This is a genomic window from Plantactinospora sp. BC1, from assembly GCF_003030345.1.
Classification (GTDB): domain Bacteria; phylum Actinomycetota; class Actinomycetes; order Mycobacteriales; family Micromonosporaceae; genus Plantactinospora.
In genome coordinates this window covers 1,164,878-1,188,535 of record NZ_CP028158.1, presented here as the reverse complement: position 1 = coordinate 1,188,535, position 23,658 = coordinate 1,164,878, and the positions used below count along the sequence as shown (strand labels likewise).

The 23,658-nt window shown below is 72.1% G+C and carries 18 protein-coding genes; 13 read left to right on the top strand and 5 right to left on the bottom strand.

Annotated features, from left to right (window positions below):
- Nucleotides 1–4 precede the first annotated feature (4 nt).
- From C6361_RS04950 to C6361_RS04940, 3 genes are all read left to right on the top strand, one after another.
- Nucleotides 5–3,358: a discoidin domain-containing protein gene (locus tag C6361_RS04950; protein ID WP_107266911.1), complete on the top strand. Its 3,354-nt coding sequence runs from the start codon at nt 5–7 to the stop codon at nt 3,356–3,358.
- 142 nt (nt 3,359–3,500) lie between these two features.
- Nucleotides 3,501–5,297: a DUF6055 domain-containing protein gene (locus C6361_RS04945; protein WP_107266910.1), complete on the top strand. Its 1,797-nt coding sequence runs from the start codon at nt 3,501–3,503 to the stop codon at nt 5,295–5,297.
- A gap of 143 nt (nt 5,298–5,440) precedes the next feature.
- Nucleotides 5,441–5,863: a helix-turn-helix domain-containing protein gene (locus C6361_RS04940; protein WP_107255996.1), complete on the top strand. Its 423-nt coding sequence runs from the start codon at nt 5,441–5,443 to the stop codon at nt 5,861–5,863.
- A gap of 19 nt (nt 5,864–5,882) precedes the next feature.
- Here C6361_RS04940 and C6361_RS38960 read toward each other — a convergent pair whose 3' ends face one another.
- Nucleotides 5,883–7,460: a restriction endonuclease gene (locus C6361_RS38960; protein WP_159079182.1), complete on the bottom strand. Its 1,578-nt coding sequence runs from the start codon at nt 7,458–7,460 to the stop codon at nt 5,883–5,885.
- Between the two features lie 278 nt (nt 7,461–7,738).
- On the opposite strand from C6361_RS38960, the gene C6361_RS04930 reads away from it, so the two are divergent.
- Nucleotides 7,739–8,245 (top strand): hypothetical protein, encoded by a 507-nt coding sequence (locus tag C6361_RS04930; RefSeq protein ID WP_159079181.1) that lies wholly within the window; start codon nt 7,739–7,741, stop codon nt 8,243–8,245.
- 46 nt (nt 8,246–8,291) lie between these two features.
- On the opposite strand, the gene C6361_RS04925 is transcribed toward C6361_RS04930, so the two are convergent.
- Nucleotides 8,292–9,203 (bottom strand): YcnI family protein, encoded by a 912-nt coding sequence (locus C6361_RS04925; protein WP_107266908.1) that lies wholly within the window; start codon nt 9,201–9,203, stop codon nt 8,292–8,294.
- Between the two features lie 194 nt (nt 9,204–9,397).
- On the opposite strand from C6361_RS04925, the gene C6361_RS04920 reads away from it, so the two are divergent.
- The gene (locus C6361_RS04920) at nt 9,398–10,594 is read left to right on the top strand and encodes a monooxygenase (RefSeq protein WP_234359325.1); all 1,197 of its coding nucleotides are present in this window, start codon (nt 9,398–9,400) and stop codon (nt 10,592–10,594) included.
- Between the two features lie 95 nt (nt 10,595–10,689).
- On the opposite strand, the gene C6361_RS04915 is transcribed toward C6361_RS04920, so the two are convergent.
- The gene (locus C6361_RS04915) at nt 10,690–14,196 is read right to left on the bottom strand and encodes a hypothetical protein (RefSeq protein WP_107266907.1); all 3,507 of its coding nucleotides are present in this window, start codon (nt 14,194–14,196) and stop codon (nt 10,690–10,692) included.
- A 287-nt stretch (nt 14,197–14,483) separates the two neighbouring features.
- On the opposite strand from C6361_RS04915, the gene C6361_RS04910 reads away from it, so the two are divergent.
- On the top strand, nt 14,484–15,386 hold the full coding sequence (locus C6361_RS04910) for a DUF2726 domain-containing protein (RefSeq protein ID WP_107266906.1): 903 nt from the start codon (nt 14,484–14,486) through the stop codon (nt 15,384–15,386).
- Between the two features lie 68 nt (nt 15,387–15,454).
- Here C6361_RS04910 and C6361_RS04905 read toward each other — a convergent pair whose 3' ends face one another.
- On the bottom strand, nt 15,455–16,555 hold the full coding sequence (locus C6361_RS04905) for a lytic polysaccharide monooxygenase (protein ID WP_107266905.1): 1,101 nt from the start codon (nt 16,553–16,555) through the stop codon (nt 15,455–15,457).
- 294 nt (nt 16,556–16,849) lie between these two features.
- On the opposite strand from C6361_RS04905, the gene C6361_RS04900 reads away from it, so the two are divergent.
- Nucleotides 16,850–17,506 carry a hypothetical protein gene (locus tag C6361_RS04900; protein ID WP_107266904.1) on the top strand — a complete coding sequence of 219 codons (657 nt, stop codon included), beginning with the start codon at nt 16,850–16,852 and terminating at the stop codon, nt 17,504–17,506.
- A 7-nt stretch (nt 17,507–17,513) separates the two neighbouring features.
- Here C6361_RS04900 and C6361_RS04895 read toward each other — a convergent pair whose 3' ends face one another.
- Nucleotides 17,514–18,290 carry an HSP18 transcriptional regulator gene (locus tag C6361_RS04895; RefSeq protein ID WP_159079180.1) on the bottom strand — a complete coding sequence of 259 codons (777 nt, stop codon included), beginning with the start codon at nt 18,288–18,290 and terminating at the stop codon, nt 17,514–17,516.
- A 100-nt stretch (nt 18,291–18,390) separates the two neighbouring features.
- On the opposite strand from C6361_RS04895, the gene C6361_RS04890 reads away from it, so the two are divergent.
- From C6361_RS04890 to C6361_RS04865, 6 genes are all read left to right on the top strand, one after another.
- On the top strand, nt 18,391–18,834 hold the full coding sequence (locus tag C6361_RS04890; protein WP_107263564.1) for an Hsp20/alpha crystallin family protein: 444 nt from the start codon (nt 18,391–18,393) through the stop codon (nt 18,832–18,834).
- A 606-nt stretch (nt 18,835–19,440) separates the two neighbouring features.
- Nucleotides 19,441–19,944: a metallophosphoesterase gene (locus C6361_RS04885; protein ID WP_107266902.1), complete on the top strand. Its 504-nt coding sequence runs from the start codon at nt 19,441–19,443 to the stop codon at nt 19,942–19,944.
- Nucleotides 19,945–19,993: 49 nt separating this feature from the next.
- Entirely contained in the window at nt 19,994–20,614 is a 621-nt protein-coding gene (locus tag C6361_RS04880) for a phosphotransferase (protein ID WP_107266901.1), read from the top strand.
- 72 nt (nt 20,615–20,686) lie between these two features.
- Nucleotides 20,687–22,090 (top strand): Si-specific NAD(P)(+) transhydrogenase, encoded by a 1,404-nt coding sequence (gene sthA / locus C6361_RS04875; RefSeq protein ID WP_107255985.1) that lies wholly within the window; start codon nt 20,687–20,689, stop codon nt 22,088–22,090.
- A 100-nt stretch (nt 22,091–22,190) separates the two neighbouring features.
- Nucleotides 22,191–22,736 carry a glycosyltransferase gene (locus tag C6361_RS04870; RefSeq protein ID WP_107266900.1) on the top strand — a complete coding sequence of 182 codons (546 nt, stop codon included), beginning with the start codon at nt 22,191–22,193 and terminating at the stop codon, nt 22,734–22,736.
- Entirely contained in the window at nt 22,729–23,526 is a 798-nt protein-coding gene (locus C6361_RS04865) for a MerR family transcriptional regulator (protein WP_107266899.1), read from the top strand. Before C6361_RS04870 ends, C6361_RS04865 begins: the two co-directional genes overlap by 8 nt.
- Nucleotides 23,527–23,658 lie beyond the last annotated feature (132 nt).

Below are 23,658 nucleotides of genomic sequence, written 5' to 3'. Positions count from 1 at the left end.
CCCGATGCGTTTCGCACCGGGTAGCAAGTTCGGACCGGGTAGGAAGCGGAGATCCTGGGCCGCCGGGCTGGCGGTATTGCTGGCCACCGGTGCCCTGGTGGCCCCGGGCACCCCGGCCACGGCCGCGCAGACGATCGGCTTTCCCACGTTCTCCGGGCCGGCGATCCCGGCCCCGCCGGTCGGCTACAACACCGGCAACACGATGCAGGCGATCTACAACGCCGAGAGCGGCGGTACCGATTTCTGGCTGGACCGGCTGCTCGCCCGCCCCGGCAACGACCCGGCCGGTACCTGGCTGATGACCCGGGGCCGGGGGATGTTCATGTACACCCACAACCCGGCCCAGATCGGCTTCGCCGGCAACGCCGCCTACTGGGACAACATCAGCAGCCAGGCCGCGTACACCGTGGCGGTCACCCCGGGCACCTTCACCGAGCAGGTCTCCAGCCGGTGGCAGTCGCCGAGCCACTGGCGCGGCGTCTACACCAGCGGCTCGGTCCGGGTCGAGGTGTCGAAGTTCATCACCGCGCAGAACGTCGCGGTGACCAACCTGAACGTGGTGAACAACGGTTCCGGCTCGGTGACCCTGCAACTGCGGGCCACCTCGCCGTACGCCACCTCGGGCAGCGGCAGCGAGCTGACCGGGACCCGGGCGGTGAAGAACAACCTGACCACGCTCTATCCCCGGCTCTCCGGGGACGGGTTCACGGTCAGCTCGGGCGGGCTGAACCGATCGGTGACGCTCGCCGCCGGGCAGTCGGTCAGCACCAAGGTGCAGCTCGGGTTCGTCGCCAACGAGATCCCGGAGTCGCTGACCGAGTACAACGCCTATCGGGGCTACACCCCGGCGACGGCGTTCGCCACGCACGTGCGGGCGTACAACCGGTGGTGGGCGGAGAACATCCCGTACATCGACGTGCCGGACGCGGCGATCAAGAAGAACATCTACTACCGCTGGTGGCTGATGCGCTTCAACTACCTCGACGTGGACATCCCCGGCCAGGACTTCCAGTTCCCGACCTCGGTCGAGGGGGCGCTCGGCTACAACAACGCGATCGTGCTGACCCAGCCGATGCACATCGACGACCTGAAGTACCTGCGGAACCCGATCTACTCGTACGGGCCGTGGACCTCGGTCGGGCAGGTCTCCCGGAACGGCCGCTTCATGGACAACCCCGGTGACCCGGAGAACTGGTCGAACTCCTACACCCAGTACGTCGCCGAGGCGGCCTGGCGCAGCTACCAGATCCACGGCGGCCAGCCGGCGATCGTGGCGAACCTGGCCCGCTACGCCGAGCAGGACGTCAAGGGGCAGCTCGCCAGCTACGACACCAACAACAACGGGATCATCGAGTACGACTGGGGCGCGATGACCGGCAACGACGCCGACGCGGTGTCGTTCCACTGGCGGGCCGGCAACCTGGACCGGGCCGAGGGCGCGTACGTCTGGAGCAACGCGATGGCGGCGGTGCAGGCGTACACGCTGCTGGGGAACACGGCGAAGGCGAACGAGATGCAGACGATCGCCGACCGGATCCGCAACGGCATCGTCAACGTGCTGTGGAACCCGTCCCGGCAACTGCTGGAGCACAGGCACGTCTCGACGAACACGCACGTACCGTGGAAGGAGATCAACAACTACTACCCGTACTCGGTCGGGCTGATGCCGAACACCGACCAGTACCGGCAGGCGCTGCGCCTCTTCGACGACCCGGCGGAGTATCCGATCTTCCCGTTCTTCACCGCCAACCAGCGCGACAAGGCCGCGGCGGCCGCCGCCGGCCAGCCGGGCAGCAACAACTTCTCCACCATCAACTCGACGGTGCAGTTCCGGCTCTACTCCTCGGTGCTGCGCAACTATCCCAATCAGTGGATGACGGCGGAGAACTACAAGCAGTTGCTCTACTGGAACGCCTGGGCGCAGTACATCGGCGGCAACACTCAGTGGCCGGACGCGAACGAGTTCTGGGCGGACTGGAACCCGTCGTCCCGGACCATCGCCTACCGGTCCTGGATCCACCACAACATCCTGGGCAGCAGCAACTGGACGGTGGTCGAGGACGTCGCCGGGCTGCGGCCGCGCACCGACAACACCATCGAACTCTCGCCGATCAACATCAACTGGTCGCACTTCGCGGTGAACAACCTGCGGTACCGCAACATGGACCTCAGCGTGGTCTGGGACGACCCGACCGACGGCGTCACCCGGTATTCCGGGGTCCCGCAGGGCTACTCGGTCTATCTGAACGGCACCCGGGCGTTCACGGTGGACCGGCTCACCCGGGTGCTCTACAACCCGGCGACCGGCGCGGTCACCCTGCCGGCCGGCGGCACGACCAGCTTCAGCACCGCCGTGTCCGGGCTGCAACTGCCGCAGCAGGTGGTGCAGAACAGCGCCCGGATGGTGGACATCTTCGCCAAGGCCGGCGCCGACCTCACCTCGACCACGCCGAACCTGGCGCAGGGGGCGACGGCGACCGCCTCGTACACCGCCTCCGGCACCTCCACCGGGGCGGCGATCGACGGCTTCCCGATCAACGAACCGATCTGGGGCGCCTACGGCTCGCCGAACGCCACCGACAGCTACGAGCTGAACTTCGGCCAGGCCCGGGCCGTCGACGAGGTACGGCTCTGGTTCCGCAACGACCGGGCGACGAACCGGTACCGGCCACCGGCCTCGTACAACGTGCAGTACTACAACGGCAGCGCCTGGGTGAACGCCGCGTCCCAGGTCAAGACGCCCGGCACACCGCAGTCCAACTACAACCGGGTCAGCTTCACCCCGGTCAGCACCGCTCGGCTGCGGGTGCAGTTCACCCACGCGTCGGGATCGGCGAAGACCGGGCTGACCGAGATCAAGGTCTACAACCGGGGCGGCGGCAACCCCGATCCCGACCCGGACCCCGATCCCGATCCCGACCCGGAGCCGGGCGGCAACGTGGCGGGGGCGGCGACGCCGTCCGCGTCGTACACCTCGGCCTGGGAGAGCGTGGCGGCGCTCAACGACGGGATCGATCCGCCGAGTTCCAACGACACCGTCAACCCGCGCTGGGGCACCTGGCCGAACACCGGGGAGCAGTGGGCCGAGCTGACCTGGCCGACCAGCCGCACCCTGAACGCCGCCGAGGTCTACTTCTTCGACGACAACGGCGGGGTGCGCGTCCCGGCCTCCTGGAAACTCCAGTACTGGACCGGCAGCGCCTACGCCGACGTGCCCGGTGCCAGCGGCTATCCGGTCGCGGTCAACCAGTACAACCGGGTGAGCTTCCCCGGTCTCGGCACCACCCGGCTGCGGGTGGCGCTGACCAGCGGCCAGGGCTCGGTGGGTCTGTTGGAGGTGAAGGCGTACAGCCCCTGATCCCGGCCGCCCCCGAACCAACCCCGCACAGGGCCGCCCGGACGCCCCACCAGGGCGTCCGGGCGGTCCGGGGTAGACCCCCGGCACCGCACCCCACCAGCACCGCACACACCGTCCCGACGATTCCTGGGGAGAACTTCCGATGACCACTCCGACACGGTGGCGTCGCGGCGCGATCGGCGTCGCGGCCTCGCTGGCGCTGGCCGCCTCGGCCGCCGCCGCACCGGCGGCCGCCGCCCCGGTACCGGCCGACGCCGCCACCCCGGCGGTCGCGGCGGCTCCGGTCGCCGCCGCCAAGAGCGTCTACATCCCGGCCCGCTGGGCGAACGGCGAGGTGCCGTGGACCTCCAGCCGCACCCGGGAGTCGACGAACTTCATCCTGCTCTGGGGCGACCGCTCCGGCACCGATCCGCGCAACGCGCCGAGCGCCTACCGGTTCGACCCGGACAACATCCTGAGCCAGTTGGAGAACCTCTACGCGTTCTACGTGCACACCATGCGGTTCACCCCGGAGACCGGACTGCTGGCCCAACACAAGATCATCGTCATCGTCACCCGTACCTGGTCGACGGTGCCGCTGGACGCCTGGGCCACCGGCGGCTCGGTGGACAACCGGGTAGGGGTGATCAACATCGCCCCGGCCGCCGCCGCGCCCGGCTCCTGGGGGCTGGCGCACGAGCTGGCGCACGTCTTCCAGTGCTACACCTTCCTCGGCCGGGCAGGCTTCGGGCTGACCCACGCCAGCGCCGGCACCTTCTGGGAGGCCAGCGCCGAGTTCATGGCGATGCAGGTCTACCCGACCGGCAGCGCCGGTGACCTGACCCGGTTCATCCGGACCGAGAACCTGGCCTACAGCAGCAGCCGGCACCACTACGGCGCCTGGATGCTGTTGCAGTACATCAAGGACCGGGACGGGCTGGCGATGTTCAACCGGATCTGGAACGAGGCCCGCAACACCGAACACCCGCTGGAGGTGTACCGGCGGATCACCGGAATCAGCCAGGCCGAACTGAACCGCCGGATGGGGGAGTACGCCCAACGGAACGTCACCTGGGACTACTCGAACCGGGCCGACTTCATGCCCTTCGTCAACCGGCTCTACCCCTTCGTCACCGCGTACAACGGGGTCGCGGTGGAGGCGGTCAACGCCGCCGCCGGGCACTTCCGGATCTCCGACGCGCTGGCACCGTCCGACTACGGGTACAACAAGATCAAGCTGGTGCCGGCCTCCGACGGCGCCCTGATCCGGCTCCGGCTGCGCGGACACGTCAACTCGGCCGCCCAGTCCGGCTGGACCTTCGGCTTCGTCGCCGTCCGCAACGGCACCCCGCGCTACGGCCCGCTGCTCACCAGCAGCGACGGCCAGCTCAGCTTCCAGACCCAACCGGGGGAGCGCGAGGTGTACCTCGTGGTCACCGGCACCCCGGGCGTGGTGCACAGGTACGCCTTCCTGGACGGGTACCCCAGGAACTACCGGTACCCGTACCAGTTCCGGCTGACCGGCGCGACGCCGTCCGGTTTCGAACCCGGCTACGTCCGGCCGGCGGCGCCGGGCGGCGGACGCTGGCACAGCAACGGCGGCGGCTGGGTCGACAGCCGGGCCACCGTCGCGGCCAGCGCCTACGTCGGCCCCCGCGCCGCCGTCTACGGCCGCGCCACCGTCACCGGCAACGCCCGGATCGAGGACCTGGCCTGGGTCAACGACGGCGCCACGGTCGGCGGCAACGCCGTCGTCCGGCAGAACGCCCTGGTCCAGGGCGGGGCCAACCTGAGCGGCAACGTGGTGGTCGGCGGCGACGCCGAACCGTCGGTACCGTGCGGCGCCGGCACCTACCTGATGTTCGCCCCGGAGCGCGGCTGCGACGGTCGGGGCGGCGAGGCGGACGTCAACCCGGCACACCCGGTCTTCAGCGACGCCGACCTGGCGATCACCGGCTGACCGCCGGACGCCCCGATCCCGGTCCCGGCCCCCGGTGCCGGCCGTCGAACCGCACGGCCGGCACCGGGGCGGGTAAGCAGGGGTACGAGTTGTCGGCCGATCCACCCCATGTGACCATTGCCGCCGGACCAAGGAGGCGCACCATGACCGAGCCGAACACGGGCGCGGACCCGGAGTCGAAGCTCGGCGACGGCCGGACGGACTGTGCCGGCGACCACGTCCGGGCCTGTACCGTTCGTGAGGTTCTGGACCGGGTGGGCGGAAAGTGGAGCATCGGCATCATCATCGAGGCGAGCCGGGGACCGATCCGCTTCACCGAACTGGAACGCTCGGTCGAGGGGATCAGCCGACGGATGCTCACCCTCACCCTGCGCAACCTCGAACGCGACGGGCTGCTGGTCCGGACCACCTATCCCACCGTCCCGCCCCGGGTCGAGTACGTCGCGACCGAGATGGCCCGGGAACTCTACGACTCCCTGCTCGTACTGACCGGCTGGGCCGAACGGCACCGGCAGGCGATCGCCGCCGCCCGGGAGGCGTACGACCGCCGGCACGGAATCGCCTGACCTCGGCCGGCGGGGCGGGTCAGCGCTCGTTCGGGTCGATCCGGGCGCGCACCTCGGCGTGCTCGGCCAGCAGGTGCAGCAGGTTGGAGCCGTCGATCAGCTCCAGCGGCTTGCCGGAGGCGAACTCGAACGACTCCGGACCGTAGCCGCTCGTCGTCACCAGGATGCCCTTGGTCGCCCCCTCGCCCAGCACGGTGCCGAAGAGGTCGCGTACCGCCGAGACGTCCATGGTGCCCCGGTCGCGGCGGGCCTGGATCACCACCTTGCCGCCGAAGATCGGCCGGGGGTCGAACGCCACGCAGTCGATCCCGCCGTCCGGCGCGGTCCGGGTCGTCCGGGTCTCCAGCCCCAGCTTGCCGAAGAGGGTCCGGATCAGCTCCTCGAACTCGGTCCGGCTCAGCTTGTGCAGGTTGGGTCGCTGGTCGAGGTCGGCCAGCACGTCCACCTCGTCGACGAAGCGCTTGTCGACCACGTCGAACTCCAACACCGGGTGCACCGGGACCAGATCCTCGGGCCGGGGCGACAGGGTGGCCCGCAGGTGTCGCAGGCAGGCGGCCGGATCGACCTTCGCCAGGTTGATCGCGGTGAAGGCGTCCCGGCTGGTCCGCAGCGTCACCAGGCAGGGCCGGACCGCCTGCCCGGTGCCGGGGTGGGTGGTCTCGACGATGCCGTTGAAGACGATCGTCTCCACCAGCCGGGTACGGTCGGCCTCGAAAAGCTCGTGCACGGTACGCAGCGCCACCTGGGTGATCACGTCGGTGTAGCGCTGCCGGATCTCGTCCGCCGAGCGGGCCACGGTCTGCACCTCGTCGCCGGCCTTGACGTAGCGGTATTCCCGGACCTTCGGCACCACCGCGACGGTCGGCAGCAGGTATTCCACCACGATCAGCCGGGAGTCCGGTACGTAGGCGAGCCGGTAGCGCTGCGGGAAGTCCTCCGGATAGACCGAGTTGCCGAGCACCAGCCCGAAGTACTTCACCACGGCGTTCGGCTCGGCGGCGGCCAGCGCGGCGCCGAACTTCTCGATCTCGGCGTTGTGGCTGGCGACCTGGGCGTCGAGCTGCTGGCAGTGCTGGTCGTACTTGCGCCGGGCCTGGGCGAGTCGCTGCTGCCGGGCCGTCTCGCCGGCCGTGTGCTTGGCCTTGGCCTTCTCGAACGCCTGCTCCGCCTCGGTCAGCAACTGCTGGTAGCGGGCCTCGCCGCCGAACATCTTGCCGAGCGCGTTCGGCGGGGGCGGCGCGAACCGCCGCCAGTCCGGCGCCCGCAGCGGCACGTCCAGCTCACCCGGCTTGAACTCCGGATAGCTGGCCTGCTTCTTCAGCCGTTCGAGATCGATGTGGTCGTCGATGGCCAGGGTGGTCTGGAGCAGGTTGTCCAGCTCGTCCAGCTGGGACTGGAGGTTGGCGTTGGCGGCCTTGACCCGGGCCGTCCTGGCCTCCACGTAGAGCCGTCGGCGCTCCCGCTCGTCGGCCTCCGCCGCCCGTTCGGCGGCCCGGCGGGCGTGCTCGGCCTCCCAGAGCATCTGCTGGTGCTGCTGGTACGGGGTGGTCGATGCCCGTTGCCGCGCGTGCACCTGTTGTGCGTGCGCCCGCTGCATCTGCCCCATGATGCCCATGTACGTCCCCGATCAGCGTCCAGCACCGTTCACCCCTGGTGACCGGTGGCGTTCCGTGCCCCGAGCTGACGCCCCTCTCCCGGCGTGCCGTCGACCGCCATCGCTTCGATGCACATTTTCGTCCCAAGGCGACGGGCGCGTCCAGCGGGGACCTCAGGGTAGCCTGCGGGACGAACCGCCGGACCGGCCCCGGAACGCCCCTGGTGACGGCGGGGGTGGCCGAGCCACCGGCCGGGTCGGGCGGTGCTAGGGTGCCCCGGGTGACCGACGCAGATGTGCACCTCGCCGCCCAGCCGCGCCTCGACACCGTCGTGACGGAGTTCTCCACCGACGCGCGGCGGCTGCGCAGCGACTACGCCGGGATGGCCTGGATCGGGGACCGGCCGGATGCCGAGAGCGGCCAGTTGGGTCCCGACTACCGGCAGCGGAGCGTGGACTCGCAGCTCTTCCTGCCCGACACCCACTGGTACGACGTGGACGGGCTCGACGACGTCGAGGTGCAGGTCACGGCGGGTCTGCTCCAGGTGGCCGGTACCGCCTTGCGGACCCAGGGGCTGGTCGGGGCCATCGCCGAGCCGGTGGTCGAGTTCTTCGAGCACCCCGAGGGGCTCCCGGGGGTGGGGCTCTGCCTCGGCCTGCGCGGTCAGATCTTCTCCAACCTCGGCGTCTCCTACCGGGTGACCGTGCTCTGTGCCCCCGAAGCCGTGCTCCGGCGCGGCGAGACCGCCCAGCCCGAGGAGCAGGCCGAGGAGACCGGCACCGCCTGATCCACCCGTCCCGCCCTGCCCGCCCGGGCAGGGCGGAACGGCCGGCTCACTCGCGAAGCCGCCAGGCCCGTCCGCCGCTCGCCGTCCGCTCGCCCGAGGACGTCTCCGAAGCCGTACCCGAGGATGTCTCCGAAGCCGCCGGGGCGGCGGACGTGTCGGGCGACGCCGGTTCCGTCGCCCCGGAGGCGCCGTCCGGCCCCGCCGGGGCGGCGTCCGTCCGGTCGGCGGCGGCGTTCCCGGGGCGGGGACGACGCAGGTACAGCCAGGCGGCGACGGTCAGCCCGAGGACCAGTCCGACGATCAAACCGGTGGTGAGCGAGCCGGAATCCGGGTCCGCCTCCTCCTCCGCCGCCGCGCTGCCGTCCGGCGGCGCCGCCGCCCCGGGCGCCGCCGCGTCGGTCGGGTCGGTCGCGGCGGCCGGCGGCGCCAGGGTCAGCACCGGCGCCGGGAAGTCCGGCCGCGGCACCTCGGCCGAGGGCGGCTGGTTCCAGTTCGTCACGTGGCCGTCCGAGTACGTCTGCGTCACCGCGAAGGTCATCTGGTCGGTCTGCGGCATCGGGCCGAGCGACACCACCAACTCGGCCGGGCCACCGCCCGCCGCCGGGGCGCCCGCCCGGGTCCAGACGATGCTGGCGACCACCTCGGTGACCTGGCCGTGGTGGATCCCGCCTAGCGTCTGGTCGACCTTGCGCATCGTCATCCGGGGCGCCCACTGCGGGTCCGACATCGGGTACGTCTCCGCGACCGGAGCCGACTCCGGCATCGACAACTCGATCTTGGTCGTGTACGCCGGTGCCCGGTCCTCGGTGACCCGGAAGGTCAGCTTCGCCGCCCCACCCTGTACGGCCTGCCCCGGCGTCACGGTCACGTCGGCGGTCGCGGCACCGGCGCCGAGGGTGGTACCCGCGACGGCGGCGGCGACCAGGGCGACGACCCAGCACCTTGCCCTGTGGCGCACAGCAGAAGTCCCTTCGTCCGGCCGATACTCCGTGTAGTTCGGCTCCCGAGCGAAAAAGGTTCAACCAACGGGCGGGTATGTTACGCCGGCCGCCCGGGATGCCTTCGCCACCGGTTAAGGGCTATCCTCCGGAAGGTCCGACTTTCATCTGATAGTTGGCGGTCGGCCCGGATCCTGGGTGGAGCTGCGACGTTATGAAGAACATGCATCGACGCGTACGCCCTCTTGTCGTCGCGGCCGCCTCGCTGGCCGCCATCCTCCTCGGTACCTCCTGCGGGGCCGATCCGGACGCCGGCCCGCCGCCAGCGGCCCAGCCCAGCGCCACCGGCACGCACGGCGGGTCACACGGCACAGTCGACATTCCACCGGCCGCACCGCTGCGCTCCGGCGAGCGGTTCGTCACCCTGAACCTGGCGCAGCCGTACCGGCCGGCCGCGCCGAACGGCGGCACCGACGAATACCGGTGCTTCCTGGTCGACCCGGGCCTCACCGAGTCCGCGTTCCTGACCGGCAGCCAGTTCCTGCCGCAGAACGGCGCCATGGTGCACCACGCCATCCTCTTCCGGCTCGACCCGACGCAGGTGGCGTCGGCCCGCACCCTCGACGCGGAAACCCCGGGTGACGGCTGGACCTGCTTCGGCGACGCCGGGATCGGCGCGGCGGCCTGGGTGGCGCACTGGGCGCCGGGCGCCAACGAGACACTCCTCGCGCCGGGCCTCGGCTATCCGATGCCGCCGGGCAGCCAGCTCGTGATGCAGGTGCACTACAACCTGATCGACGTCCGGGCCGCTGGCGACGACACCGACCGCTCCGGCGTCCGACTACGCCTCGTCGGCGGCCCGGAGGAGGTAGAGCCGCTGGTCACCGAGCTGCTGCCCGCTCCGGTCGAGCTGCCCTGCGCCGCCGACGAACGCGGCGAGCTGTGCCAGCGCGAGGCCGCGCTGCGGGACGTACGGCAGCGGTTCGGGGCGGAGGCGGGCGAGCAGGCGGAGCGGCTCAACGAGTACTGCAACCGGGGCCGAGCCCCGGCCGCCGGCAGCACGCAGCACTGTGACCACCAGGTCGACCGGGCCGGCCTGGCGCACGCGGTCGCCGGTCACATGCACCTGCTCGGCAGGGCGATCAGGGTGGAGCTGAACCCCGGCAGCCCGGGGGCGCGGACCCTGCTCGACATCCCGAACTACGACTTCGACCAGCAGGCCGTCCGACCGCTGCCGCAACCGGTCGCGGTGAAGCCCGGCGACGTCCTCCGGGTCACCTGCCGACACGACGTGACGCTCCGGCAGCGGCTGCCCCAACTGCGCAACCTGCCGCCCCGCTACGTCGTCTGGGCCGAGGGCACCAGCGACGAGATGTGTCTCGGCATCGTCATCATGTCCCGACCCGACTGACCCACCCACGGTCCCGCCGGACGGTCGTGCTCCGGCGGGACCGGTCGTGCTGCGGCGGGACCGGTCGTGCTCGGCGGCGGGCGGTCGGGGCGTAGTCAGGCCATCGCGACGTCGAGGGCGGCCGACCGGACGTCCGGCACCGGATGGCGACGCAGCCGGTGCAGCAGCTCCTGCCACGGCCGGCTCCAGCCGTACCGGCCGCCGGCCCGGGCCAGGGCCAGCGCGAAGAGCGCACCGGCCGGGTCGGTCCGGTCGGCGAGCCGGTCCGCCGCGTCGAGCAGCACGGCATCGGACGGGACGCCGGTACCGGCGGCCACCCGCTCGCCGAGCCGGGTGGCGAGCCGGTCCGCCAGCACCGGCCGGTCGGCGAGCAGCCCGGCCAGCGCGGCGAGGTCCGCGACCAGTTCGTCGGGTACGGCGGCCTCCAGCCGGACGAGCTGCGCGAAGAGCCGCCCGGCCGCCGGTACGAACTCCGGCTCCGCCGCGAGTAGCCGGGCGGCGGCCACGACGGGCTCCCGATCCCGCTCGGGTCCGGCCGTGCCGGCCCAGTCGACCGCGGTCGCCACCAGCTCCTCGATCCGGCGTCGGGCCGGCCGGTCGACGGCCGGGCCGCCCGGATCGCCGTCGGCGCCGTCCAACCGGACCAGCGCCGCCAGCGCGGCGACCAGCGGACCCCGGTGCGCCGTTCCCTCCGCCGCCGACGGGTCGACCGGTCCGGCACCCGGCTGTGTCGTGCCGTCCGCCGCCGACGGATCGACCGGTCCGGCACTCGGCTGTGTCGTGCCGTTCGCCGTCGGCGGCTCGACCGGTCCGGGACCCGGGTCTGCCGGGCCGGCGGTGGTCGGCACGTCGAGCAACCGGCCGAGGGTGGCGACCACGGTCGGCCAGATCTGCTCGCTGTGCAGGTCGGAGACGGCCGCGACGACCACCGGGACGAGGTCGCCGGCCCAGGGCGCCCAGTCCGGCAGTACCGCCCAGGCCGCCCTCGCCACCGTCCGGTCCGGATGCCCGCAGGCGCGTACTACCAGTGCGGCGTACCTGTGGCGGTCGGTCGCGGCGGTCGCCTCGGCCTGCTGCGCCAGTACGGCGAGCAGGTCCTCCCGGCTCCCGTCGGCGGCCTGCTCGACGATCTGCCAGCACTCCGGCTGGTCCAGCCGGAGCCGGGCGGCGGAGACGATCGCGGCCCGGACGTCGCGGTGCTGGCCCTCCTGCCGCCAGGCGTCCCAGAGTGGTCGCATCGACTCCGGCCCGCCGAACCGGGCCAGCAACCGCAGCGCCTCCTTGCGACTGGTCACCTTGCCGCGCCCGGTCGCGATCTCCCCGAGTACGCCCGGCAGCAGCGACGGTGCGACGAACCGTGCCGCCCGGCCGGCGGCGTAGGTGGCGACCCGGGCCCGGTCGCCGTCGGCGTGGCCGAGCAGGATCGGCAGCGCCTCGGCGGGCCGGTCGGTCCAGGGCAGTGCCCCGAGCGCCGCCTCGGCGAGGTTGACGTTCGGCGAGTCGACCCAGCGGGTGACGAACGGCAGGCCGTGTTCGGGTAGCTGGGCGGCGGCGGAGATCGCCTGCGCACGGGTCTGCACCGGAGTGCCGGCGTCGGCGGCGACCCGTTCCAGCAGCTCCGCCAGGGCGCGCTGCTGACGCGGCAGCCAGCGGCCGGCGTACCGGGCCGACGGGGGTGTCCAGCGGGTGCCGGCGCTGAGGAACTTCCCGGCCGGTACCGGGCCGGGCAGCACCAGGTCGAGCAGGTCGGTGCGGCTGGTGGCGACGATCTGCCACACCTCGTTGATCCGTACCGTCGACGGGTCGACCCGGAGCACCTCGGCGACCCGTTCCGACCGGGTCGGTGGGTCGTCGAGCCAGAGCCGGACCGCCTCCCGGAACTCGTTCGAGACCACCTCCGGGTCGATCGCCCGGCGCAGCAACCGTTGCAGTTCCGGTATGTGCCGGGCGCGCCGGCCCAGCATCCGGGCCACCGCGGCGACCGGCTGGTGACTGCCGCGCTCGATGGCGCGGTCCAGCCAGGGCCGTACCGTCGCGAAGAAGTCGTGTTCCTGCCCCCGGCGCAGGCCGCTGTCGAGCTGGCCGAGCCACGGCAGCCGCCGGTCGTCGAAGAGCCGCTCGAAGGTCCGCAGCGACCACCGCACCAGCGCCGACCGGTCCGGGTGGTGCCGCAGCACCGCCACCGCCAACTGGCTCAGCGCGCCGCGACTGGCCCCCGACGCGTCCCGGGCCTCGGTGGTGTCCCGCGCGATCCGGTCCAGCGTCGCGGGCGAGGCGGAGCTGAGCAGTCGGGGCATCGCGGCGAGTGCCAGCAGGGCGCGGCTGCGGACCGGATCCTGCTCGTTGCGGAGCCGGAGCAGCCGGTCGACGGCGTCGGCGACGGCCGCCGGGTCGGCGCTGCGCGCGGCGGCGGCCAGCAGCAGTTCGTAGCCGGTGGCCCGGTCGTCGGCGTCGGCCCGCCGCAGCGCCGCCGACAGCGCCGGCTCCGCCTCCGGCCAGGGCAGGTGCGCCGTGTACCGCAGCGTCCGGGCCTCGTCCTCGGCGATCTTCGGCAGCGCCAGGATGCGCCGCGCCTCGCGGTGCCGCCAGGCATGCGGCAGTACCGTCAGCACCTGGTCGGAGAGGAGCAGCTGAGCCCGGTCCAGCGGTGCCGTCGCGGCGTCGTAGAGGGTTCCCCGGTGCCGGGGCGGCAGCGCGGCGAGCAGGTCGGCGAACCGGGTGTCGTCGTCCCGGAGCCGCTCGGCGAGGGGTACCAGTTCGGTCGGGTCGCGCCGGCCGAGCCGGTCGAGCAGGGCGGTCGGCAGCCGGGTGTGCCGGAGCCATCCGGCCCGGGCGGGATCGGTGAGCAGCCGGAGCACCCGGGCCGGGTCGGCGGCGGCCAGCACGCCGTAGCTGGCGAGGTCGCCGGGGAGCCGGCGGGTCAGGGCGTACCGGTCGAGCAGGTCGAGGATCCGCCCCGGCGCGCGGTCGGCACAGCGGAGCAGGTGGTGGCCGCGACGCATCCACCAGCGTTCCCGGGCCGGCGCGTCGAGCCCGGCCAGCACCTGCTCGGCGTAGTCGAGCATGATCTCCCGGTGCCGGCGGAGCAGCCCGGACCAGTTGTCGATCGCGTGGTCGAGTTCGGGCAGCAGCCGCCGTACCGTCTCCGCCCCGCAGCCGGGCAGCAGCCGGGCCGCCTCCGCGTCGCCGTAGCGGCCGCGGACCACGTCGAGCAACGCCTCGGCCCGGTCACTGTGGGTCGACCGGGCGAGCGTCCGGCAGACCAGCCGGCGGGTCTGGGCCGACGCGTCGGCCACCAGCGCGACCAGGTCGTCGGTGTCGAACCGATCGGCCCGGAGCGCGGCCCGCAGCGCGGTGCCCCGGATCGTCGGGTCGGCGTCGGTGAGCGCGGCGGCGATGCCGGCCTCGTCGCGGCCGATCAGCGCCATCGTCAGCGCCAGGTGGCGCTGGTACCGGTCGCCGCCGCGCAACTGGGCCAGTACGTCGGCGAGGGTGCCGTCGCCGGCCAGCGCCCGTACGGCCGGGGCGAGCCGACGGAGCCGTTGCGGGTACGGCAGGGGATCCAGTTCGCGGAGCAGCCGCTCGGTGGGGGTGGTCGACACGGTGACCCATTCTGCCGAGCCGCCCGGCCCGGCCGCGCCCGCATTTCCGTCCCGCGCCCGCATTTCCGTCCCGCGCCCGCGTTTCCGTCCCGCGCCCGCATTTCCGCCCCGCGCCCGCGTTTCCGTCCCGCGCCCGGGTTTCCGCTCTCGGGCCGACCCGCTTCGGCGGCCACGGTGACCCGGACCGGCGACGCGCGGCCGGCGGCGGGTTCCTAGCATGGTGGGGACCTGCCGCCGGACGGGCGGTGTCGCCAGGCGGCGAGCGGATGTTACGGACCAAGGGACAGATGGCAGAGACTGGTAGCGGCGGACAGCCGTCGACGCGATCCACCCGGCTTCCCGCCGAACCGGCGGCGACCGGCGCAACCATCGAGCGGGCGGGTCGGATCGTCCGGCCCGACCAGCGGCTCGGCCAGCTCGTGCCACGCCGTCCCGAGGGCGTCACCGGCGGCCAGTGGAACGCGGCCAGCCGGGCGCTCTTCGACTTCGTGGTCTCCGATCCGGACGGTGCGGCGGCGTCGTTCGCGGTCGAGCTGGTCGACACCAGCGTGCAGACCCCGCAGACGCACCGGGACGACCGGATGAAGCACGCCGTCTGCGACGCGGTCGGCCTGGAACTGCTCCGGATCGAGTCGGCGACGTTGCAGCCGCGCACGCACGGCCGGCGGATCGTCGAGTACGTCATCGACGCCCGCGCCTTCCAGGCCGCCACCGGCGACCCGGCCGAGTACGCCGCACTCGCCCCGGACGCGCCGCGCAGCTACCGCGACATCGTCGGTCGGTTGCCGGACGGCAGCAGCGGGCACGTCAACGACCTCGGGGCGGCCGCCCGGTCGGCGGCGGTGGAGGCGTACGTCAACCGGGAGCTGGTCGACCCGATCCTGCGCAGCCTGCACCTGGACTGGAAGGACGGCCCGGCCGAGGGTTGGGCGTGGCTCCAGGTGCGACCGGGGGCGTACCTCTTCGAACGGGTCCGGGTCTGGCAGCAGCGCTTCAACTGCGGGATCGAGCCGGGCCGGCTCGCCGAGGACCTCGCCACGATGGCGGTGGGGGAGCGGCTCCGGCTGCGCGAGACCGTCGAGTTGCCGTTGACCGGCCGGGACCGGCTGACCGGCGAACTCGACGGGTTGCGCCGCCGTCGGGACGAGTTGCTCAACCCGTACGCCTTCGAGCACGTCTCGTTCGACTAGCGGGTGGCCGTCGGGCCGGGTCCGCGCCGACACGGATCCGGCCCGACGGCTGGTCGCCGCCGCAGCGGTCAGGTGGTGGCGGTGCAGCTCAGGGTCGGTACCGGGTTGCTGCCGGTCTGCGACCCGAGGAACCCGAAGGTGGTGCTGGCACCGGCGGCGAGACTGCCGTTGTAGTCGGTGTTCCGGGCGGTGACGGCCGATCCGCTGCTGGTGACCGTGGCGCCCCACGAGTTGCTGACCTGTTGCCCGTTGGCGAAGGTCCAGGTCACCGTCCAGCCCCGGATCGCGGCGCTGCCGGCGGTGACCCGTACGTCGGCCTGGAAACCACCGGACCAGGTGCCGGTGACGGCGTACGCCGCCGTGCAGCTACCCGTGCCGCCGGCCGGCGGGGTACGGGTCGGCGTGGTGGTCGGCGGCGGGGTGGTGCGGGTCGGCGTCGGCGCGGGGGTACGGGTCGGCGTCGCCGTCGGCTGCGGGTTGCTGCCGCCGAAGTTGACGTCGCTGCACCAGTAGTAGTTCTGGTCGGCGTGGCTGGCCTTCCAGATCACGAAGACGATGTGCCGGCCGGACCGTCCCGGCGCGCTCACCGGCATCGTGATGGAGACGCCGTTCAGCACGGAGTCACCGGTCTCCCGGGTGCCCTCGCCGGGGGCGTACCGGCCGGTTTCCCGGACCAGTTCGAGGTCGCCCCAGCCCAACCGCTGGGTGAGCGGGTTGAACCCCTGTCGGGTGACGTAGATCCGGAAGTAGTCGGCGCCGTGCAGCGCCTGGTCGTGCACGGTGACGTTGAAGCTGCTGCCGACGTTGGTGGCCTGCCAGTTGCCCGGGTTGTCCAGTGCGGCGTACCGGATGCCGCCGGTCTCACCGGCGCTGCACAGTTGGCCGCTCGGCACGGCGGCCTGGTGGTTGCCGTTCACGCCCTCCCGGTAGAGCCCGTTCCAGTTCCACATGGCGCTCGGGTCGGCCTGCCAGGCCTGCCAGCACATCGGGTCCTGGGTGGCCATCGCCGGGTTCTGGAAGTCGTTGCCCCAGCGCTTCCAGCAGCCGTAGTTGCGGGAGGCCGGGTTGATCGTCGAGCCGTGCGCGTCCGCGGTCTGCTGGGAGATCGCGAGGGCGGCGGCGAGGAGGACGACCGCGCTCGCCGCGACCGCGAGGATCCGCAGGACCATCGGGACGCGGCGTCGGGCCGGATTGAGGGGTTGGGCGAGCGAAGACATGGGATCCCCCAGACGTCGATTGCACGGGCGAGTACCCGGGAGGCCGCCCGGCGCTCCCGTACTGTCCGCCCGGCTCCGGTGGCGGTCCCTGGACAGAGATTCACATCGCTGGATGGTGCTTGTCAATAGTTTGGGGTCTCAACAAATAGGAGTGTGCCGAGCCCGGCCGGACCCGGCAGCCGACGGCCGGCAGCGGCGGCCGACGGCCGTACCATCGCGCGGAGGCGCGGTGATCGGGGAGGCGGGATGGAGACGGGGTCGACCGGCGCGGTCCGGCCGCAGAGTGGCCGGGGCGACGCCCTGGCGCGGATCGCGGCAAAGGTCGAACTGTTGCGGCGGGTCGAGGCCGAACGCGGCTTCGGTGTGGTCATCGAGGAGTCGACCACCGCGCTGGAGCCCATCCCGGAGGTGCCGGACGGTCTGGTGGAGGTGTTCAGCCTCTTCCGCCGGCTGGAGGGGAGCTACTTCCGGTTCGTCCGGCCGCCCGAGATCGACAGCGCCGCCGCCTGGGCGGGCCGGGAGTTGTGTGCCACCGACGACCTGCTGGGCTATCCGCTGACCATCGGCTACGAGATCCGGGAAATCCCCGTCGACCTGGTCGCCGAGCGGAACCTCGGCCCGCCGATCCGGCTGGACGTCGAGACCGGCAGCGTCTATTTCATCGACACCGACGAGTACCTCTACCACGTCAAGGGCATGCCGGGGGAGATCGAGGTCGAGGAGTTCGCGCCGAACGTCGTCACCTTCTTCGACGAGTGCGTGCTCGGCGCCGGGTACCCGGAGTTCGTCCGGGACATGTGCGGTCCGGCCGCCCTCGACCACCGGGTGCGCAAGGGCCGGTTCAGGGGGCAGTACACCGACACCTGGCGGCGACTCCTGACAGCGGCCGGGCTGGCCCGCTGAGCCGTGCTCAGCCGCGCGGCTGGCCGCGCCGCCGGGCGGTGCGCTGGCGTACCTCGTCGAGGTGTTCGTTCATCGCGTCGACCTGGGCCGCGAGCGCCGGATGGTCGGAGCGGAGGTGTCGCCGGGTGTCGGCGAGCGGCCGGACCAGCGCGTTCGGGTCGGTGCCGCCGAGGGCGTCGTGCAGCCGGTCCAGGCTGGGCCGGGCCGCGGAGCCGAGATCGGTCAGCGCGGTGATCTGCCCGGCGAGCTGGCGCAGGTCGGCACCGTTGTCCCGGGCCCAGCGGGCGGCCGCGCGGTCGCCGGCCCGGCGGTCGCGCTCGGCGCGTACCCGATCGTCCCGGGTCTGCGGCGCGGCGTCGTCCTCGGCCGGGCGCAGTCGCAGGTAGCGGCGCTCGGCGGCCTGCCGGCTCGCCACCCCGAGGGCCGGTGCCAGCTCGGCCCAACTGGCACCGCGTTGCCGGGCGGCGGCGATGAGTCGGGGCTCCCAGGACTCGAGGTCCGCGCGGAGTTGCCGGAGCAGGACGAGGGCCGTGAGGACCTGGTCGAGCGCCACCTCGGCGCCGTCCTGCTCGCCCGCCGTCGCCACCGTCCCGGCGCGAGCCGCCGGCCGCTCGACGCCCCGGCGCGGGCCGGGGGTGGTCGGGTCGCCGAGCCGGGTGGTGACCGCCAGCACCCGGTCGAACGCCGCGCCGGTCGGCGTCGCCGGTGCGCCGGCTCCGGTTGACCGTGCCCGCTCGGCCCGCCCCTGCTGATCCATCCGTTCCCGCTCTCGACCTCGTGTCATCGCTGAGATGACGATTTCTCTTGTCATCGTTCCGACGACATGATACAACCGAGGTGTCGCGCATTGACAGCACTGTTGCCAGCACTAGGAGGTGGATCCGATGTTGATGCGCACCGACACCTTCCGCGAACTCGACCGGTTCGCGCAGCAGGCCCTCGGCACCCTGAGTTCGGGCACCTGGTCCCGGCCGACGGCCATTCCGATGGACTCCTACCGCAACGACGACGAGTTCGTCGTCGCGTTCGACCTACCCGGGGTCGCCCCGGACGCGATCGAGATCAACGTAGAGCGCAACCTGCTGACCGTCCGCGCCGAACGCCGGCCGCCGGCCCTCGGCGAAGGCGCCCGGGTCCAGGTCTCCGAACGACCGCTCGGGGTCTTCTCCCGGCAGCTCTTCCTCGGCGACGGCCTGGACACCGACCGGATCGAGGCGAGCCACGAGAACGGTGTGCTGGCCGTGCGGATCCCGGTGAAGGAGCAGGCGAAGCCCCGCCGGGTGGCGATCACCTCCGGCGGATCACGACAGAAGGTCATCAGCGCCTGACAGACAGAGCCGGACGCTCCGGCGGTTCGCCGGACTTCCGGTGTCGTCGGTGGTGGGGGGTGACGGAAATGCACAGCGGCGTACGGCACGAGCACTCGACGACCCGGTCGGTCAACGAGGCATTCGTCGAGCTGGTTCAGCGGGACGACGAACTCATGCGGGCAGAGTTCGAGGCGCTCATCGACGCGTGCTGGAACCAGCCGCCACCCCCGCCGCCGGCCCGACCACAGCCGGGGCCACGACCTCCACTGTGGCCCCTCGAACCACCCGACGGCGTGCGGTTCGTCGCCGTCGAGGCTGGCCCCACCGCCAACCGATGGCGCAGGCAGCGCGGTCCTCCGGGCAACCGGACGGGCCCAGCGACAGACTGAGGCAGGTGATGACCCGACCGCATCTCTCGTCATCTCTCGTCGATTTCTCTCCCACGGGTGCGGCGGACGGCAAACCCGGTGGCGCGACGACGGTCCCAGACACCGCGCCAGGCGCGTAGGCGTACGGCCGCGCCGGCACCCGAGCACCACTATCGGCCCGGTCCACCCCAGGTGGGCCGGGCCGATGCGGTCGTCCGGCCCCTCCCCGGGAGCCGTCGCGGGATAGGGTGGGGGCGTGCGCCTGGTGCTGATGGCGGACACCCACGTGCCGAAGCGCGCCCGGGACCTTCCGTCACAACTCTGGACGGCGGTCGACGAGGCGGATGTGGTCATCCACGCCGGAGACTGGGTGCACGAACCGCTGCTCGACGTGTTGGAGTCCCGCGCCGCCCGGCTGGTCGGGGTGTACGGCAACAACGACGGCCCGGAACTGCGGGCCAGGTTGCCGGAGATCGCCCGCGTCGAACTGGCCGGCCTGCGGGTCGCGGTGGTGCACGAGACCGGCCCGGCCGCCGGGCGGGAGCGGCGCTGCGCCGACCGGTTCCCCGACTGCGACCTGTTGGTCTTCGGCCACTCGCACATCCCGTGGGACACCGAGGCGCCGGGCGGGTTGCGGCTGCTCAATCCCGGCTCGCCGACCGACCGGCGCCGCCAGCCGTACGCCACCTACCTGACCGCCGAGATATCGGACGGCCGGCTCGACGAGGTCGCACTGCACCGCCTGCCGCGCCGGACCTGACCCGGAGGAGACCTGACCATGCGTACCGAGCTGATCCGGTACGCGCCAGGTGCTCGGCTCGGCACTGCTGCTCTCGGCGGTACCCGGCGAGGCGGGCCTGGCACACGTCACCGATCCGGAGGTGCAGCGCGCGGCGGGGGTACTGCTGCGCCGGCTGCACGGAACCGAGGCGCTGCCGCCCTGGACCGACCTGGCCGCCGGCAAGCTCGACGAGTTGGACCGGCTCTCGGTGCGGGCGAGCCGGCTGCTCGAACCCCGGGAACTCGACTTCGTCCGGGCCGGACTGCGCGACCTATCCGGCATTGCGGCACCGGCCCGGGTACCGTGCCATCTCGACTACGGTCCGCGGAACTGGCTGGTCACCGGCGCCGACCGGCACGGCGCCGAACGGCGGGTGCACGTGATCGACTTCGAGTGGGCCGGGCCGGAGGTCTGGGTCAACGACCTGAACCGGCTCTACTTCGGCCCGTGGCGGGGCCGGCCGGACCTCGCCGACGCATTCCTGGCCGGCTACGGGCGTACCCTCGACGACGCCGACCGGGCGATCCTGCACGCCTGCGCGGCGCTGACCGCCGTCTTCATCGTGGTCTGGGCCCAGCGGCGCGGCGAGCCGGGTTTCGCCGAGGCGTGGCGGCAGAACCTGCGCCGGTTGATGGACGGTTGGCGGTGAAGGGGCAGCCGCGCAGGGTGACCGGCCGATCGGCCCCGAGCGTTCCGATCACCGGCCTGCCAGACTGTGGGAATGCATGACTTCGACGTGCTGGTGGTGGGTTCGGGACCGGGCGGCCAGAAGGCCGCGATCGCGGCGGCCAAGCTCGGCCGCCGGGTGGCGGTGGTGGAACGGCAGCACATGGTCGGCGGGGTGTGCATCAACACCGGGACGGTCCCGTCGAAGACGCTGCGCGAGGCGGTGCTCTATCTGACCGGACTGAGCCAGCGGGAGGTCTACGGCCAGAGCTACCGGCTCAAGGACGACATCACCGTCGCCGACCTGACGGCGCGGACCCAGCATGTCATCGGCCGGGAGATCGACGTGGTGCGCAGCCAGTTGACGCGCAACCGGGTACGGCTGATCACCGGGACGGCCCGGTTCGCCGACCCGCACACGGTCACCGTGACCGATCCGGTCGGGCGCGAGTCGAAGGTGACCGCCGAGAAGATCATCATCGCCGTGGGTACCCGACCGGCCCGACCGGCCAGTGTGGACTTCGACGAACGTACGATCATCGACTCGGACGGCATCATCAACCTGGAACGGGTGCCGAACTCGATGGTCGTGGTCGGTGCCGGGGTGATCGGCATCGAGTACGCCTCGATGTTCGCCGCGCTGGGCAGCAAGGTCACGGTGGTGGAGCGGCGCGACCACATGCTCGAGTTCTGCGACCTGGAGATCGTCGAGGCGCTGAAATACCACCTCCGGGACCGGGCGGTGACGCTGCGGTTCAGCGAGGCGGTGGCGGCGGTGGAGCGGCACGCCCGGGGCGCCATCGCGGTGCTGGAGAGCGGCAAGCGGATCGCCGCCGACACCGTGATGTACTCCGCCGGCCGGCAGGGCCTCGGCAGCGAGCTCGACCTGGAGAACGCCGGACTCGCCGCCGACGCGCGGGGCCGGATCGAGGTCGACGCGGAGTTCCGGACGGCGGTGCCGCACATCTACGCGGTCGGGGACGTGATCGGCTTTCCCGCCCTCGCCTCCACCTCGATGGAGCAGGGCCGCCTTGCCGCGCACCACGCCTGTGACGAGCCGGTCCGGGCGCTGCCGGAGGTGCAGCCGATCGGCATCTACACCATTCCGGAGATCAGCTTCATCGGCCGCACCGAGGACGAACTCACCCGGGACAAGGTGCCGTTCGAGGTGGGCATCTCCCGCTATCGGGAACTGGCCCGGGGTGCGATCAGCGGCGACTCGTACGGGATGTTGAAGCTGCTCGTCGCCCCGGAGACCGGTCGGCTGCTCGGGGTGCACATCTTCGGCACCGGGGCCACCGAACTCGTGCACATCGGGCAGGCCGTGATGGGCTGTCAGGGCACCGTCGACTACCTGGTCGACGCGGTCTTCAACTATCCGACGCTGGCCGAGGCGTACAAGGTCGCCGCGCTGGACGCGATGAACAAGATGCGGCACCTCGCCCGACTGCGTGACTAGCTCCACCCGGCCACGAAACGTCGGTCGCGTCGCAGCGACAGGACCCGACCTGCGAACTCAGCTTGACCCTCACGTCGCGTGAGGGTGGACGGTGTAACGCATGAGCGATTTCTTCGACGCATTCGAGATGAGCCCGCTGTCCGAGCGGGGGCCGAAGGCGGTTGCGCCCGAGGTGTTTCGCGGCATCTACGCGATGCCGGTGTTCGTGACGATTCCGACCTCCGACCTGGCGGCGTCGACGGACTTCTGGGTACGCGGTTTCGGATTCATCGAGCTGTTCAGCATTCCCGGCCAGGTGGTCCACCTGCGCCGGTGGGCATTCCAGGATGTCCTGCTCGTCCCGGCGACGCCGGGCGCCGAACGGACCGAGGCGCCGGCAATGAGCGTGAGCTTCGCCTGCGTACTGGACGAAATCGATCCGATAGTGGCGGCGTGTACGGAACTCGCGCCCGGCAGTGTGACCGGACCGCGTGATACGCCGTGGACGACCCGGGACGTCGAAGTCGTCACCCCTGAACGGGCCCGGGTCGTGTTCACCGCCCCCAAGGAATTCGACCCTGACAGCCAGGAGGCGCGTGATCTCGCGTCGGTCGGGATCGTCGCCCCAGGATCGGCGGACGAAGGTCACCGTGGCGAACATGGTTAGTCGTGAGGTCGGTGTCACGGTGGGTGCGGCCGCCGAGCTGGTGGGGGTGACCGTCCGCACGCTGCATCACTGGGACGAGATCGGCTTGGTGTCGCCGTCCGTACGCACCACCGCGGGCTATCGCCAGTACACCGAAGCAGACCTGCAACGTCTGCACCGGATCGTCGCCTACCGGGAGGCCGGGCTCGGGCTGGACGCGGTGCGTGAGGTGCTCGACGACGCGACCGCGGAGATCGGCGCCACCCTGCGCGAGCAGCGTGCCCAGCTCGCGGAGCGGATCCATGACCTGCAACAGCTCGACGACCGTCTGGAACGGATGATCCAGGCGCACGAGCGCGGCATCCTCTTGAGCGACGAGGCGCAGTCGGAGACGTTCGGCGCGGAATGGGACGCGCGCCGGTCCCGGGGTGCCCGCGCCGTGTGGGGAGACTCCCCGCAGTGGGCGCAGTTCGCCGAGCGCTCTGCTTCCCGCACCCGGGAGCAGTGGCAGGCACTCTCCGCGGCGATGTCCGCCTTGCAGCGCGATCTGGGCGACGCCCTCGACCGGTGTGTCATCCCGGGCAGCCCGGAGGCGAACGCGCTCGTCGAGCGCCACCGCGAGATCTTCTCCAACTTCTTCCCGCTCACCCGCCAGATGCAGGTGTGTCTCGGCCGGATGTTCGAGTCCGACCCGGGCTTCGCCACCTACTACGAGGGGATTCGGGCCGGGCTGGCCTCCTGGTTCCGGCAGATCATCGACGAGTCCGCTCGGGCACACGGGATCGACCCCGACACGGCCACCTGGCGGTAACCGGTCACCGCGTCGGTTCCCCGGTGCCCGGCGCCGGGCCTTCCGGTCGGCCTGCTCCACGGACGACGCCGGCAGTTGCCCACCCTGTCGGCAAGTACTCTCTGTCCACGATCCGTCACTTCGGTGTCGTGT

What these genes read in the sequence shown, in the direction of transcription:
- C6361_RS04950 (WP_107266911.1), top strand. Translation starts at nt 5, where the DNA reads ATGCGTTTCGCACCGGGTAGCAAGTTCGGACCGGGTAGGAAGCGGAGA.
- C6361_RS04945 (WP_107266910.1), top strand. Translation starts at nt 3,501, where the DNA reads ATGACCACTCCGACACGGTGGCGTCGCGGCGCGATCGGCGTCGCGGCC.
- C6361_RS04940 (WP_107255996.1), top strand. Translation starts at nt 5,441, where the DNA reads ATGACCGAGCCGAACACGGGCGCGGACCCGGAGTCGAAGCTCGGCGAC.
- C6361_RS38960 (WP_159079182.1), bottom strand. Translation starts at nt 7,460, where the DNA reads ATGCAGCGGGCGCACGCACAACAGGTGCACGCGCGGCAACGGGCATCG.
- C6361_RS04920 (WP_234359325.1), top strand. Translation starts at nt 9,398, where the DNA reads ATGAAGAACATGCATCGACGCGTACGCCCTCTTGTCGTCGCGGCCGCC.
- C6361_RS04910 (WP_107266906.1), top strand. Translation starts at nt 14,484, where the DNA reads ATGGCAGAGACTGGTAGCGGCGGACAGCCGTCGACGCGATCCACCCGG.
- C6361_RS04905 (WP_107266905.1), bottom strand. Translation starts at nt 16,555, where the DNA reads ATGGTCCTGCGGATCCTCGCGGTCGCGGCGAGCGCGGTCGTCCTCCTC.
- C6361_RS04900 (WP_107266904.1), top strand. Translation starts at nt 16,850, where the DNA reads ATGGAGACGGGGTCGACCGGCGCGGTCCGGCCGCAGAGTGGCCGGGGC.
- C6361_RS04895 (WP_159079180.1), bottom strand. Translation starts at nt 18,290, where the DNA reads ATGACACGAGGTCGAGAGCGGGAACGGATGGATCAGCAGGGGCGGGCC.
- C6361_RS04890 (WP_107263564.1), top strand. Translation starts at nt 18,391, where the DNA reads ATGTTGATGCGCACCGACACCTTCCGCGAACTCGACCGGTTCGCGCAG.
- sthA (WP_107255985.1), top strand. Translation starts at nt 20,687, where the DNA reads ATGCATGACTTCGACGTGCTGGTGGTGGGTTCGGGACCGGGCGGCCAG.
- C6361_RS04870 (WP_107266900.1), top strand. Translation starts at nt 22,191, where the DNA reads ATGAGCGATTTCTTCGACGCATTCGAGATGAGCCCGCTGTCCGAGCGG.
- C6361_RS04865 (WP_107266899.1), top strand. Translation starts at nt 22,729, where the DNA reads ATGGTTAGTCGTGAGGTCGGTGTCACGGTGGGTGCGGCCGCCGAGCTG.